This is a genomic window from Lentzea flava (assembly GCF_014648475.1).
In the GTDB taxonomy this organism is placed as follows: domain Bacteria; phylum Actinomycetota; class Actinomycetes; order Mycobacteriales; family Pseudonocardiaceae; genus Lentzea; species Lentzea flava.
In genome coordinates, this window is sequence record NZ_BMRE01000046.1 from 30,057 (window position 1) to 44,224 (window position 14,168).

Here is a 14,168-nt window from a genome sequence, read left to right on the forward strand (position 1 = left end):
TAGTGCGGAACAATGCGGTACGTGAGCACGGAGAACAACGACGACGGCAAGGCGACCGGACCCCGACGCCGCTCCACGCGCAGCAAGGCGGCCACCCCGCGCGCGACGAGCACGCGCCAGCCCCGCGCGGCGACCAGACGGGCGTCCAACCCCCCGCGGACGAAGACCCAGCCGAACCAGCCGGTCGCGACGCCGGTGCGGAGCGTGCCCTCCGCGCCGCCCGCGGTGACGTCGAGCGCCCTGCCCACGGACCTGCCGGACGACCGGTACTTCAACCGTGAACTGTCCTGGTTGGACTTCAACTCCCGCGTGCTCGCGCTGGCGGAGGACTCGTCCCAGCCGCTGCTGGAGCGCGCGAAGTTCCTCGCGATCTTCGCGTCGAACCTGGATGAGTTCTACATGGTCAGGGTCGCGGGCCTGAAGCGCCGCGAGGAGACCGGTCTCTCGGTGCGCAGCGCGGACGGGCTCACGCCGCGCGAGCAGCTCGCCGCGATCTCCAAGCGCACGCAGGAACTGGTCGAGCAGCACGCCCGCGCGTTCCTCGACCACATCCGGCCCGGTCTGGAAGAGCACCGGATCAGCATCGTGACGTGGGGCGACCTCACCGACTACGACCGGCTGCGGCTCTCCAACTACTTCAGCGAGCAGGTGTTCCCGGTCCTCACACCGCTCGCGGTCGACCCGGCGCACCCGTTCCCCTACATCTCCGGGCTGTCGCTGAACCTCGCGGTGACCGTGCGCGACCCCGAGGGCGGCGGCGAGCGGTTCGCCCGCGTGAAGGTGCCGGACAACGTGCCGCGCCTGGTGCGGGTGGAGGCGGACCGGTCGTCGTCCTCCGCGACCTTCCTGCCGTTGGAGGAACTCATCGCCGCGCACCTGGGCGAGCTGTTCACCGGCATGGAGGTCATCGAGTGCCACGCGTTCCGCGTGACGCGCAACGCGGACCTCGAAGTCGAGGAGGACCGCGACGAGGACCTGTTGCAGGCGCTGGAACGCGAGCTCGCCCGGCGCCGGTTCGGCCCGCCGGTGCGCCTCGAGGTCGCCGACGACATGACCGAGCACATGCTCGAGTTGCTGCTGCGGGAGATGGACGTCGACCCGCACGACGTCGTCACGGTGCCCGGCTTGCTCGACCTGTCGTGCCTGTGGCAGCTCTACGGCATCGACCGCAAGACGTTGAAGGACCCGGCGTTCGTGCCCGCGACACACCCCGCGTTCGGTGAGCGGGAGACGCCGAAGAGTGTTTTCGCGACGCTGCGCGAGGGTGACGTGCTGGTGCACCACCCGTACGACTCGTTCTCGACGTCGGTGCAGCGCTTCATCGAGCAGGCCGCCGCCGACCCGCACGTGCTCGCCATCAAGCAGACCCTGTACCGCACCTCGGGCGACTCGCCCATCGTGGACGCGCTCATCGACGCGGCCGAGGCCGGCAAGCAGGTCGTGGCGCTGGTGGAGATCAAGGCGCGCTTCGACGAGCAGGCGAACATCAGGTGGGCCCGCACGCTGGAGAAGGCGGGCGTGCACGTCGTCTACGGTCTCGTCGGCCTGAAGACGCACTGCAAGACCTCGCTGGTGGTGCGCCAGGAGGGGTCGACGATCCGGCGCTACTGCCACATCGGCACCGGCAACTACAACCCGAAGACGGCTCGGTTGTACGAGGACGTCGGCCTCCTGACCGCGGAACCGACGATCGGCGCCGACCTCACCGACCTGTTCAACGTGCTGACCGGATACGCGCGCCAGGACGAGTACCGCTCGTTGATGGTGGCGCCCTACGGCGTCCGCAAGGGCATCGTGGAGCGGATCAACCGTGAGATCGAGCTCGCACAGGCGGGCAGTCCCTCCGGTGTGCGCATCAAGGTGAACTCGCTCGTGGACGAGCAGGTCATCGACGCGCTGTACCGCGCTTCCCAGGCCGGGGTGCCCGTCGACGTGGTCGTGCGCGGCATCTGCGCGCTGAAGCCCGGTGTGAAGGGCATGTCGGAGAACATCCGGGTGCGCTCGATCCTCGGCCGGTTCCTCGAGCACTCGCGCATCTTCCACTTCATCGGCTGCGACGAGTACTGGATCGGCAGCGCGGACATGATGCACCGCAACCTCGACCGCCGCGTCGAGGTGGCCGTGCGGGTCACCAACCCCCGGCTGACCTCGCAGCTGGGCGACGTGTTCACGTCGGCTCTGGATCCGCAGACGCGCTGCTGGGTGCTGCGCGCGGACGGAGAATGGGAAGCGTCGCCGTCGGACGGATCCTCGGTCCGCGACCACCAAATGGAACTGCTGCACAAGCACGGAGCGCTTGGGTGATCAAAGCTGCTGGGGCGGTGCTCTGGCGCGATGCCGGCGGTGACGTCGAAGTCGCGATCGTGCACCGCCACCGTTATGACGACTGGTCGTTGCCGAAGGGAAAGCTGGACCGGGGAGAGACGATCCCGGCCTGCGCGGTGCGCGAGGTCTTCGAGGAGACCGGATTTTCGTGCGTGCTCGGCCGGCACCTGAAGCAGGTGTCGTATTCGGTGAAGTCGGTGCCGAAGACCGTCGACTACTACGCCGCCGAGGCCGTCTCGGGTTCTTTCACGGCCAATGACGAGGTGGACTCGCTCAAATGGCTGCCGGTCGCCGATGCGGCGGCGTTGCTGACCTACGAGCCGGATCGGGAGGTGCTGGCGGAGTTCGCCCGGCTGCCCGCCGATCTGTTGCTGGTGTTGCTGGTGCGGCACGCGAAGGCGGGGAAGCGGTCTGAGTGGGACGCTGACGACGACCTGAGGCCCCTCTCAGACGCCGGCTGGCGGCAGGCGGCGGCGCTGCGGTCCTTGTTGCCCGTGTGGTCGCCCACGCGCGTCCACACGGCTCCCAGGGTGCGTTGCGCGGACACCGTGCGAGGCGTGGCAGAGGATCTCTCGGTCGAGATGGTCGAGGAGCCGCGGCTGTCCGAGGAGGGCTACTGGCCCGACCCGGAGGCGGGTCTCGTGCGGCTGCTGGAGATCGCCGCCGAGGAGGGCAGGGCCGTCGTCTGCTCGCAGGGCGGGGTCATCCCGTCCGTGGTGCGGACGCTGGCCGAGCTGGGCGGGCTGCGGCTCGACGAGATCCCCTGCAAGAAGGGCAGCACGTGGGTGCTGGCCTTCACCAGGCCGTTCGGCACGTGGTCCACTTCGGACTCGCCTTCGCGCTGGCCAACGCTGGTGTCGGCGCACTACCTGGCCTCGGCGCTGCCGCGTCCCTGAGGGTCTGAAGAACCTTTTTCACGCCGCCGTCTCCCCGCCTCGACGAAAGTTCGCCTCTGGCAACCAAGTCGGGCCAGGAGGCGGCGGTTTCGCTTGTCCGGGGAGGCGTTCGCAGGCCTGGCGGCGTTATTTCTATTGGAGTCACAGACGTTCTCGGAAGCCGTCCCGTCATTTCCGGGCGTCTCCCGGCGGCCGCTGCGGAAGCGGCATTCGTATACCGGTCGGCCGCACGCCGCACGCCTGGGAACGGCTTCCCAAGCGTGCCAGCGCATTCCCGGAGGGGCCTCCCCAGGCACGCGGAAGGCCCCGGTGTGCGCACACCGGGGCCTTCCGCGTTGGTACCGAAGTGACGCAGCCTCCCTCTACGGGGAGGCCCGTCTCACTTCTTCTTGGCAGCCGTCTTGCGAGCCGCGGGCGCCTTGGCGGCCGTGGTCTTCGCAGCGGGCTTGGCCGCAGCCGTGGTCTTGGCAGCGGGCTTCTTGGCGGCGGTCGCCTTCGCCGCGGCCGGCTTCGCAGCGGCCTTCGTCGCGGTCGCCTTCGCGGGCGCCTTGGCAGCCGTGGTCTTGGCGGCAGCCGTGGTGGTGCGACGGGTCGCGGGCGCCTTGGTGGCGGCCGCGGCCGTGCGGGTGCGCGTCGTGGTGGCGCGCGTGGTCGCCGCCTTCGTGGCCGGGGCCTTGGCAGCGGCGGGCTTCGCGGCCGCGGCGGCAGCGGGCTTGGCGGCCGGCTTGGCGGCAACGGCCTTCGGCAGCTTCTTCGCACCGCTGATGACGTCCTTGAACGTCGAGCCGGGGCGGAACGCGGGCACGTTGGTCTTCTTGACCTTCACGGTCTCACCCGTGCGCGGGTTGCGCGCGGTGCGAGCCGCACGGGCACGCTTCTCGAAGACGCCGAAGCCCGTGATGTTGACCTTCTCGCCCTTGTTGACGCTCCGCACGATCACATCGACGATGCCGTCAACAGCAGCACCCGCGGTCTTCTTGTCTCCCAGGCGCTCGGCGAGCGCCTCGATGAGCTGGGCCTTGTTCACCTTCAGTCCCTCCCAGGACGCTCACGGCCCAACGTCGGGCCGACTAGAACGCAACGGTAGGCCCAAAACGCGAGAAATACCAATCGCCACGCCAAAATTTTCGTTGTGGCGTGGCTAATTGCGCCCCTTCGAGGGACTCCGGGCGCCGGATTCGCCCCTCTCAAGGGGAGAATCCGGCCCCCTCTCAGACCGCCTGAAGCGGATCCGTTGTGGGCAACCAAGTCTGGCGATTGCCCTCGAATGCGCTGATCTCGGCCTCGTGGCGCAGCGTCAAAGCGATGTCGTCGAGGCCCTCGAGAAGGCGCCAGCGGGTGTAGTCGTCGATCTCGAACGGGGCAACCAAGTCCTTGGCGCGAACGGTCTTGTCGGTGAGGTCCACGGTGACCGGCGTGCCGGGCTCTGACTCGAGCAGCTTCCACAGCAGCTCGACATCGGACTGGCTGCACTGCGCCGCCACGAGGCCCTGCTTGCCCGCGTTGCCCCGGAAGATGTCGGCGAACCGGGACGACACGACCACCCGGAAGCCGTAGTCCATCAACGCCCAGACGGCGTGTTCCCGAGAGGACCCGGTGCCGAAGTCCGGACCCGCCACGAGGACGCTGCCGGCCCTGAACGGCTCCTGGTTGAGCACGAAGTGCTCGTCACCGCGCCAGGCGGCGAAGAGCCCGTCCTCGAAGCCGGTGCGGGTGACGCGCTTGAGGTAGACGGCGGGGATGATCTGGTCGGTGTCCACGTTGGACCTGCGCAGCGGCACACCGACGCCCGTGTGGGTGGTGAAGGCTTCCATGGCTTTCAGTTCTCCAGGTCTGCGGGGGCCGACAGGGTGCCGCGCACGGCCGTGGCGGCCGCGACGAGCGGTGAGACGAGGTGCGTCCGGCCGCCCTTGCCCTGCCTGCCCTCGAAGTTGCGGTTGGAGGTCGACGCGCTGCGCTCGCCGGGCTTGAGCTGATCCGGGTTCATCCCAAGGCACATCGAGCAGCCAGCCTGGCGCCACTCGGCGCCCGCGTCGAGGAAGACCTTGTCCAGGCCCTCTTCCTCGGCCTGCTTGCGCACCCGCATCGAACCGGGGACGACCAGCATCCGTACTCCTGAAGCGACGTGCTTGCCCTTCAGCACGTCCGCGGCGGCCCGCAGGTCCTCGATGCGCCCGTTCGTGCACGAGCCGAGGAAGACGGTGTCCACGCGGATGTCGCGCAGCGGCGTGCCGGGCTCCAGGCCCATGTACGTCAGCGCCTTCTCGGCGGCCACGCGCTCGTTCTCGTCCGCGATCTGCTCGGGGTCGGGAACGCTCGCGCCGAGCGGCAGACCCTGCCCCGGGTTGGTGCCCCACGTGACGAACGGCGTCAGCTCGTCGGCGTCGATGTGAACTTCCGCATCGAAAGTCGCGTCGTCGTCCGTGCGGAGCGTCTTCCAGTACGCGACGGCAGCGTCCCAGTCCGCGCCGGACGGTGCGTGCGGACGGCCCTTGATGTAGTCGAAAGTCGTCTCGTCCGGTGCGATCATGCCGGCGCGGGCACCCGCCTCGATCGACATGTTGCAGACCGTCATGCGCGCTTCCATCGACAGCTTCTCGATCGCCGCGCCGCGGTACTCGAGCACATAGCCCTGTCCGCCACCGGTTCCGATCTTCGCGATGACCGCGAGAATGATGTCCTTGGCCGTGACGCCGGGCTTGAGCTCGCCGTCGACGTTGATGGCCATCGTCTTGAACGGACGCAACGGCAACGTCTGCGTCGCCATCACGTGCTCCACCTCGGACGTGCCGATGCCGAATGCCAGCGCGCCGAACGCACCGTGCGTGGACGTGTGACTGTCGCCGCACACCACGGTCATGCCGGGCTGCGTGAGACCGAGCTGCGGGCCCACCACGTGGACGATGCCCTGCTCCAGGTCGCCCATCGGGTGCAGCCGCACACCGAACTCGGCGCAGTTGCGGCGAAGCGTCTCGACCTGCGTGCGCGACACGGGGTCCGCGATGGGCTTGTCGATGTCGACGGTGGGGACGTTGTGGTCCTCGGTGGCGATCGTCAGATCGGGCCTGCGGAGCTTGCGGTTGGCAAGGCGCAGCCCGTCGAACGCCTGGGGGCTGGTGACTTCGTGCAGCAGATGGAGGTCGATGTAGAGCAGGTCCGGCTCCGCACCACTGCCGTGGCGCACAACGTGTGCCTCCCACACCTTCTCCGCGAGCGTGCGGCTCATCGCGACATCTCCCACATTATGGACGCGCCGACAGATCTGGACTTCTCACTGTCTGGGAAGTTAGTATCGGCTTGTGGGACAGCATAGCGGGATCGGCGTCCTGGACAAGGCAGTGGCCGTGTTGAACGCCGTAGCAAAAGATCCTTGTGGCCTGGCCGAGTTGTGCAACCGCACCGGCCTGCCGCGAGCGACCGCGCACCGCCTGGCCGTGGGCCTGGAGGTGCACCGGTTGCTGCGGCGCGGCTCCGACGGCCGCTGGCGCCCAGGTGCGGCTCTGGCGGAACTGGCTGGCGGGGCGACGGACCCGTTGCTCGACGCCGCTTCCTCCGTGCTGCCCAGGTTGCGCGACATCACCGGCGAGAGCGTCCAGCTGTACCGCCGCGACGGCATGCAACGCGTCTGCGTCTCCGCCGCCGAGCCGCCGTCCGGCTTGCGCGACACGGTCCCCATCGGCGCACGCCTGCCGATGACGGCCGGCTCAGGCGCCAAGGTCCTGGCCGCCTGGGCGGACCCCGGCACCCAACGAGCAGTCCTGGCCGACGCCGTCTACGGCGAACGCACGCTCCTGGAAGTCCGCCGCCGCGGCTGGGCACAAAGCGTCGCCGAACGCGAACCAGGCGTGGCCTCGGTCTCAGCCCCAGTCCGCGACAGCTCCGGCGCCGTCGTCGCCGCCGTCTCGGTAAGCGGCCCCATCGACCGCATGGGCCGCCGCCCCGGCGCCCGCTGGGCAGCCGACCTCCTGGCAGCAGCAGAGGCCCTGCAAAGCCGCCTCTGAAGCGCACCTCCCACCGGCCGCTCTTCCCCAAGGGGAAGGGCGGCCGCTGTCGTTCGCGCCACGACACGCCGCCCCAAACCTCCCGACACGCGGCGCACCGCACCCCGTTTCCCCTCCGCCAAAAGCCGGAGCACCGCGCCCTCCCTTCTCGCCCACGACCGCGATCCGGCGGCGGACATGAAAGTCACACCGCCACCGATGTGCTGACACCCACCACGAAGAAGACCGCCAAGGACAAGGTCCGCCCGGCCTCGGCATGGCGGACGGCGGCCTCGGCATGGCGGACGGCGGCCTAGGCGTGGCGGGCGACGGCCTCGCCGTAGCGGGCGACGGCCTAGGCATGGCGAGCGACGGCCTAGGCATGGCGGGCGACGGCCTAGGCATGGCGGGCGACCGCTTCTGCCCATTTCCGGGCTGTGCGGGAGGAGCGTTCGTGCCCGCTGTCCACCAGACGTTGGGACGCAGGCTTTCCCAGACCGTTGCAGGGCACACCGCGAGGTGTGCGGCGGTCACGCAGTGGTGGACCACCACGGCATGCAGGAGGACGTGCAGGCGGTGTCGGCCAAGCGCTGCTGACCACCACCCGAGCCACTTCGACAACGGGTGGCCGATGTGGCGTTGGGCACTGCTTCTTTCGGGCTGTGAAGACAACCACAGCCAAAGAAAACCGAACCCCAAAACGCCTCTAACCCCACCAGAACGGGCGAGCGAAGCGAAGCCCAGTCTTTCTCAAGTTGAAGTGGGCAAGCGAAGCGAAGCCCGGGCTTTGTCTCCCAGATGCGAGCGAAGCGAAGCCCCGCACAACACAAATCGGGAAACCTACGGGGGGTCCGGGGGGCGAAGCCCCGCCGGCTGGGGGTCTGGGGGCTCGGCCCCCAGAGGACAAATGCGAAAGAGGTCTGCGAGCGCACTACGCTCGCAGACCTCTCCCACCTCTGTAGCCCCGAAGGGATTCGAACCCTCGCTACCGCCTTGAGAGGGCGGCGTCCTAGGCCGCTAGACGACGGGGCCCTAGAACTTCTTGCTGGTTTGAACCTTATCAGATCGTTCTGTCCGGTCCAAATCCGGCTATTCAGTTCTTGTTCTTGCTTTTCCAACCGGCTCCGGAAGCTTACCTCGCGGTAGTTCTTCCGCAGCAGCTGGGGTACCAGGACTCGAACCTAGACTAACTGAACCAGAATCAGTCGTGCTGCCAATTACACCATACCCCATTGGCTTTCACGATCGACTTCGGTTCTCCGCGGGAGTTCCGAGCCCCTCGTTGCTGCCGGGAGAAATACTAGACCACGTCCCCACCAGAAGTGAAATCGGCCCCCACCTGCAGGCAAACGCGCAGGTGAGGGCCGGTCTCGGGGGTGAACTCAGGCGGTGGCCGCGGACAGCTCGCACACGAGGAGCTCGGGCAGTTCCGCCAGTGACGTGATCGAGGACAGGCCCGCGGGCAGCGTTCCGCCGGTCGGACCTGTCCGGTTGATCCAGACGCCGTGCATGCCGGCGTCGCGGGCACCGATGGCGTCGGCGTGCAGGCGGTCGCCCACGTGCACGGTGTCGCCGGGCGGGACGCCCAGGGCCAGGCACGCCGTGTGGAAGATCACGCGGTCGGGCTTGGCGCAGCCCACCTCGCCGGCGATCAGGACCGCGTCGAAGTACGGCGAGAGGCCGAGCTGGGCGATCTTCACGCGCTGGTGGCGGCCGGAGGCGTTGCTGATCGCGGCGATCGGGAGGCCCGTGGCGCGCAGCCAGTCGAGCATCGGGATCACGTCGGGGAACAGGCACCAGCCTGCGGAGAGGACTTCTTGGCGGGCCAGCTCGCGGCGGGTGGCTTCCTCCAGGGTGAGCTCCTCGCCGAGTGCGGCGAAGAAGGCTTGGGTGCGGATGTTGCGCATCGACTCGTACTGCAGCTCGCCAGCCAGCTGGCGGGACACGTGGTCGTCGGTGATTCGCTGCCACAACGACCAGGCGTCGGCGTTACCGACCATCGAGGCCAACGCGGCGCGCGATGAAGTGCTGTAGTCGACAAGTGTGTCGTCGACGTCCAGGCACACAGCGCGGATCTCGCCGGTTCTCTTACGCGTGAAAGTCGGGGACGCAGTTGTCACCCCGGAAGGTTAGGTGCGGGAAGGCCTCGTCCGATTCGGCTAACGAGGTGATTCCTATAGGTCCTTGCACGATCAAGAAGACCTTGAGGCCCCGAACGAACCAGTGAGACTCCTCCGAGCGCCAAACGCAATCGCCCGGTCGAGTGTTGTTCGGCTACTTGACCGTCTCAGCTCCGGAACGCGGTTCCGCGGGCGCGACACCGTAGCTCCTACCACGAGATTTCGCAGCGGTCGCAACCGTTTCGGGGCCTGGTTTCCCAGACCGTCCACAGTGGAACCGGCGCGAGCGGTCCACACCACACGAACTCGGCTTGACGCACGGGGCGATCAGGAGCATGCTGAGTTTATTCAACAGCGGTTGAAAAGAGGGGATCGAGATGGAGAGGACGACCTGCCTCGTCGTCGGAGGCGGACCTGCGGGGATGGTGCTGGGGCTGCTGCTGGCGCGCGGAGGCGTCGAGGTCACGGTGCTGGAGAAGCACGCCGACTTCCTGCGCGACTTCCGCGGCGACACGGTGCACGCGTCGACGCTCACGCTCATGGACGAACTGGGGCTGGGGCCCGCGTTCGAGCAGGTGCCGCACCAGGACGTGACGAAGCTCGAGGCACTGCTCGACGGCGGCGCCAAGGCGACGATCGCCGACCTGACAAGGCTTCCCGGCCCGAACAAGCGCATCGCGATGGTGCCGCAGTGGGACTTCCTGGACCTGCTGGCGGACGCGGGCAGGCTGGAGCCGTCGTTCACACTGCGGATGAACACCGAGGTCACCGGGATCACCAAGAGCGGCAACAGGGTCACGGGCGTGAAGTACCGCGACCTCGTGGACGGGCACGAGGGTGAGATCGCGGCGGACCTCGTCGTCGCCGCGGACGGGCGCGGCTCGATCCTGCGCGACGCCGTGGACCTGCCGATCTACCGGTTCGGCGCGCCGATGGACGTGTGGTGGTTCCGCTTGCCCCGCAACGAAAGCGACCCGGTCGCGGGCGGCGGCGGGCGGTTCAGCGCCGGCAGCGGCATGGTGCTCATCCCGCGCGGCGAGTACTTCCAGTGCGCGTTCCTGATCCGCAAGGGCACGGACCAGAAACTGCGTGCCGAGGGCGTCGAGAAGTTCCGTGAGCGCGTGGTCACGCTCATCCCGTGGCTCGCCGACCGCGTCGACCACATCAAGTCCATCGACGACGCGAAGCTGCTCGACGTGAAGCTGGACCGGTTGCGGCGCTGGCACGTCGACGGTCTGCTGTGCATCGGTGACGCCGCGCACGCGATGTCGCCGGTCGGCGGCGTGGGCATCAACCTCGCCGTGCAGGACGCCGTGGCGGCGGCCGCGCTGCTCGCGAAGCCGTTGCGCGAGGGCAGGGTGACGAGCGCGACGCTCGCCAAGGTCCGCAGGCGCCGCCTGTTCCCGACCGTGGTGATCCAGACCTTGCAGCGGGTGATCCACCGGCTGTTCCTCGGCCGCAAGCTCAACAGCACCGAGACGGTGTCGAGCACCGGTGTGCCGGTGGCGCTCAAGCTCGCCCAGCGGTTGCCGTTCCTGCAGGCGATCCCGGCCTACGTGATCGCGATCGGCCCGCGCCCGGAGCACGCGCCGGAGTTCGCGCGCAGGAAGCCCCAGACCATCGTCAGGTCGTGACGAAGGCCTCGGAGGACTCGCCGAGCACCATCGCCACGGCGTGGGCGCGGTCCCGTGCGCCCAGCTTGCGCAGGATCGCCTTGACGTGGGTCTTCACGGTGTCGTTGCTGATGAAGAGCCGCTGGGCGATGCGCGCGTTGTCCATCCCCTTCGCCATCTCGGCCAGCACGTCGAACTCGCGTGCCGACAGCTGGGCGAGAGCGGCCGGCGGCGGCATCCGCGCCGGCAGCCGCGCCAGCGACCCCACCCGTGCGTCGATCGTGGCGGGAGCACCCCGCACGGCGGCCGCGATCAGCGGCAGCAGCTCGGCCACGGGTGAGGTCTTGAGCAGGTAGGCGACCGCACCGGCGTCCAGCGCGGCGCGGGCCCAGCTCGGACTGTCCGCATTGGACAGCACGACGACGCGGGCGCTCGGCCGGAGCTGCGCCGTGTCCCGCACGGTGCGCAGCGGCCCGGCGCCCGGCACGTCGAAGTCGGTGACGACCAGGTCCACCGCGACGCTGCGCAGGCAGCGCGCGGCATCGGCCACGGTGTGGGCGATGCCCACAACGCGGAAGCAGTGCGTGCGGTGCAGCGAGATCCGCAAGCCCTCGGTGATGAGCTGCGAACCGTCGACGAGGAGCACACGCGTGGACGCCAGGTCCGTCATGACACCGGGAAGTTACTAGCGGGTACCCGGGTGCGTAACCTGCCGGACGCCGGATTGCTCCGTACGGCTACCTATTTGCGACCGGATTGGTGAGCGTGCCAAGGCCGTCCACAGTCACGGAGACCGTCTGTCCGGCCCTCATCGGCCCGACCCCGGCCGGCGTTCCGGTCAGGATCACGTCGCCGGGAAGCAGCGTCATGATCCCCGAGACGTACTCGATGAGCGACGGAATGTCGTGCACCATCAACGAAGTACGGCCGTCCTGCTTGACCTCGCCGTCGAGCTCGGTGACGACGCGAACGTCGGAGGGGTCGAACTCCGTCTCGATGAACGGACCCATCGGGCAGAACGTGTCAAACCCCTTGCCGCGCGTGAACTGCACGTCCTTCTTCTGCAGGTCGCGCGCGGTGACATCGTTGGCGATGGTGTAGCCCATCACCACGCTCATCGCCTTGGCCTTCGTCACGTCCCGGCACGGCTGGCCGATGATGACGGCCAGTTCACCCTCGAAGTCCACGCGCTCGGACGCGGCCGGGATCTTGATCTCGACGTTGGGCCCGATCACCGACGTGTTGGGCTTCAGGAAGATCAACGGCTCCGCGGGGACATCGTTGCCGAGCTCCGCCGCGTGGTCGGCGTAGTTGCGGCCGATGCCGATGATCTTGGTCGGCAGGATCGGCGCCAGCAGCCTGACGTCGGCCAACGGCCACTTGCGGCCGGTGAACGTGGGTGTGCCGAAGGGGTGTTCGGCGATCTCTGCGGCTTCCTCGCCGTGAACGGCAACGAAAGCCACACCTTGCGGATGAGCGATTCGGGCGATGCGCACGTACTACACCTTAGACGGGCTTGGATCGCATGGACTTGTGCACCAGCGCGTCGCACAGCGCCAGCCAGGAGGCCTCGACGATGTTGCCGTGCACACCCACAGTGGTCCACTCGCGCTCGCCGTCCGTGGACTCGACCAACACGCGCGTCACGGCGTCCGTGCCCGGATGTTCGGTGAGGATGCGCACCTTGTAGTCGGCCAGCTCCACGGTGTCCAACCAGGACAGGTGCGGCAGCAACGCCTTGCGCAGGGCCGCGTCCAGCGCGTGCACGGGACCGTTGCCCTCGGCGGTCGCGATGACCCGCTCCCCCGCCACGTGCACCTTCACCGTGGCCTCGGACACGATCTCGCCGTCCGAGCGGTGGTCCAGCACGACCCGGTACGACTCCAGCGTGAACGGAGGAGTGTCCAGTTGGGACAGCTCGGAACGCAGCAGCAGCTCCATCGAGGCGTCGGCCGCCTCGAACGACCAGCCCCTCGCCTCCAGCTCCTTGACCCGCTTCAACGCGTTGCCGACTTCGGCTGACCGGCCGGCCAGGTCGAGCCCGAACTCACGTCCCTTGAGCTCGATGCTCGCCCGGCCGGCCATCTCGGTGACCAGCACCCGCATGTCGTTGCCGACGCGGTCCGGATCGATGTGGTTGTACAGCTCCGGATCCACTTTGATCGCGCTCGCGTGCAGACCCGCCTTGTGAGCGAAGGCTGACGACCCGACGTAGGCCTGGTGGGTGTCGGGTGCGATGTTCGCGATCTCGGCCAACGCGTGGGAGACACGGGTGAGCTCGGCCAGTGCCCCGGTCGGGAGCACGTCCATGCCGAGCTTGGTCACGAGGTTTCCCACGACGGCGAACAGGTCCGCGTTGCCCGCTCGCTCGCCGTAACCGTTGGCGGTGCACTGAACGTGCGTCGCGCCCGCCTGGACGGCCGCGACCGTGTTCGCCACCGCGCAGGACGTGTCGTCCTGGCAGTGGATTCCGACTCGGAAGCCGGTCTTCTCGATGACCTCGGCGACCGTCTCGGCGAGACCCAGCGGCAGCTGCCCGCCGTTCGTGTCGCACAGCACGACGACGTCCGCGCCACCCTCCACAGCGGACTCCAGCACCCTGAGGCTGGTGTCCGGCGAGAAGGCGTACCCGTCGAAGAAGTGCTCGGCGTCGAGGAAGACGCGCCTGCCGTGCTCCTTGAGGAACCTGACGGTGTCGCGCACCATCCTCAGGTTCTCGTCGGTGTCCGTGCGCAGCGCGCGTTCGATGTGCCTGAGGTCCGATTTGGCCACCAGCGTGACCACCGGGGCCTGGCTGTCGAGAAGTGCTTTGACCTGCGGGTCTTCCTCGACCTTCACCCCCGCCTTGCGCGTCGCTCCGAACGCGACCAGCTTGGCGTGCTTCAGCTCCAGGTCGCCGGCCGCCGCGCGGGCGAAGAACTCGGTGTCCTTGGGCAGAGCGCCGGGCCAGCCGCCCTCGATGAAACCGACGCCGAGCGAGTCCAGCAGCCGTGCGACAGCGAGCTTGTCCGTGACGGAGTACGAAATTCCCTCACGTTGGGCGCCATCGCGCAGCGTCGTGTCGTAGACGTGGAACTCGTCGGTGGGGCCGGCCATCGGGGTCATCTCCTCATCCGGACAAACAAAAAGACCCCCCGCGGATGCGAGAGGTCTGCGCGTCGGGTGCCAGGGGCGGCACTACCCGACGCGCTCGTCGATAATGATGGCGAGGTGCTGAGCCATGTAGCGGATGCT

Annotated in this window: 11 protein-coding genes and 2 tRNA genes; 4 read left to right on the forward strand and 9 right to left on the reverse strand. The window is 68.4% G+C overall.

The features are described from left to right. Nucleotides 1-21: 21 nt before the first annotated feature. Nucleotides 22-2,304, forward strand: coding sequence for an RNA degradosome polyphosphate kinase (locus tag IEZ09_RS35540; RefSeq protein WP_370467773.1), 2,283 nt, complete (start codon nucleotides 22-24; stop codon nucleotides 2,302-2,304). Beyond that, entirely contained in the window at nucleotides 2,304-3,221 is a 918-nt protein-coding gene (locus tag IEZ09_RS35545) for an NUDIX hydrolase (RefSeq protein ID WP_229813261.1), read from the forward strand. The genes IEZ09_RS35540 and IEZ09_RS35545 overlap by 1 nt, the downstream gene beginning before the upstream one ends. Before the next feature lie 379 nt (nucleotides 3,222-3,600). Here IEZ09_RS35545 and IEZ09_RS35550 read toward each other — a convergent pair whose 3' ends face one another. From IEZ09_RS35550 to leuC, 3 genes are all read right to left on the reverse strand, one after another. Next, a complete protein-coding gene (locus IEZ09_RS35550) occupies nucleotides 3,601-4,248 on the reverse strand; it encodes an HU family DNA-binding protein (protein WP_189258210.1) in 648 nt (215 codons plus the stop codon). Nucleotides 4,249-4,432: 184 nt separating this feature from the next. Then, a complete protein-coding gene (gene leuD / locus IEZ09_RS35555; protein WP_189258211.1) occupies nucleotides 4,433-5,035 on the reverse strand; it encodes a 3-isopropylmalate dehydratase small subunit in 603 nt (200 codons plus the stop codon). Between the two features lie 5 nt (nucleotides 5,036-5,040). Beyond that, nucleotides 5,041-6,447 carry a 3-isopropylmalate dehydratase large subunit gene (gene leuC / locus IEZ09_RS35560; protein ID WP_189258212.1) on the reverse strand — a complete coding sequence of 469 codons (1,407 nt, stop codon included), beginning with the start codon at nucleotides 6,445-6,447 and terminating at the stop codon, nucleotides 5,041-5,043. Between the two features lie 73 nt (nucleotides 6,448-6,520). On the opposite strand from leuC, the gene IEZ09_RS35565 reads away from it, so the two are divergent. Beyond that, complete coding sequence (locus IEZ09_RS35565; protein ID WP_045310640.1) at nucleotides 6,521-7,222, forward strand: IclR family transcriptional regulator; 702 nt, start codon at nucleotides 6,521-6,523, stop codon at nucleotides 7,220-7,222. A 938-nt stretch (nucleotides 7,223-8,160) separates the two neighbouring features. On the opposite strand, the gene IEZ09_RS35570 is transcribed toward IEZ09_RS35565, so the two are convergent. The 3 genes from IEZ09_RS35570 to IEZ09_RS35580 all read right to left on the reverse strand — a co-directional run bounded on the left by IEZ09_RS35570 (nucleotide 8,161) and on the right by IEZ09_RS35580 (nucleotide 9,321). Then, nucleotides 8,161-8,233 (reverse strand) — tRNA-Glu (locus tag IEZ09_RS35570). A gap of 128 nt (nucleotides 8,234-8,361) precedes the next feature. Further along, a tRNA-Gln gene (locus IEZ09_RS35575) sits at nucleotides 8,362-8,433 on the reverse strand. A gap of 150 nt (nucleotides 8,434-8,583) precedes the next feature. After that, on the reverse strand, nucleotides 8,584-9,321 hold the full coding sequence (locus IEZ09_RS35580) for an HAD family hydrolase (RefSeq protein WP_229813255.1): 738 nt from the start codon (nucleotides 9,319-9,321) through the stop codon (nucleotides 8,584-8,586). A gap of 377 nt (nucleotides 9,322-9,698) precedes the next feature. Between IEZ09_RS35580 and IEZ09_RS35585 the strand changes: the two genes are divergently transcribed. After that, nucleotides 9,699-10,955: an FAD-dependent oxidoreductase gene (locus IEZ09_RS35585; RefSeq protein WP_189258213.1), complete on the forward strand. Its 1,257-nt coding sequence runs from the start codon at nucleotides 9,699-9,701 to the stop codon at nucleotides 10,953-10,955. On the opposite strand, the gene IEZ09_RS35590 is transcribed toward IEZ09_RS35585, so the two are convergent. The 3 genes from IEZ09_RS35590 to cimA form a co-directional block, all read right to left on the reverse strand. Next, a complete protein-coding gene (locus IEZ09_RS35590) occupies nucleotides 10,945-11,604 on the reverse strand; it encodes a response regulator transcription factor (RefSeq protein WP_189258214.1) in 660 nt (219 codons plus the stop codon). The genes IEZ09_RS35585 and IEZ09_RS35590 overlap by 11 nt on opposite strands. 67 nt (nucleotides 11,605-11,671) lie before the next feature. Continuing rightward, nucleotides 11,672-12,430: a fumarylacetoacetate hydrolase family protein gene (locus IEZ09_RS35595; RefSeq protein WP_189258215.1), complete on the reverse strand. Its 759-nt coding sequence runs from the start codon at nucleotides 12,428-12,430 to the stop codon at nucleotides 11,672-11,674. Nucleotides 12,431-12,440: 10 nt separating this feature from the next. Continuing rightward, on the reverse strand, nucleotides 12,441-14,030 hold the full coding sequence (cimA, locus tag IEZ09_RS35600; RefSeq protein WP_229813256.1) for a citramalate synthase: 1,590 nt from the start codon (nucleotides 14,028-14,030) through the stop codon (nucleotides 12,441-12,443). Between the last annotated feature and the right edge of the window lie 138 nt (nucleotides 14,031-14,168).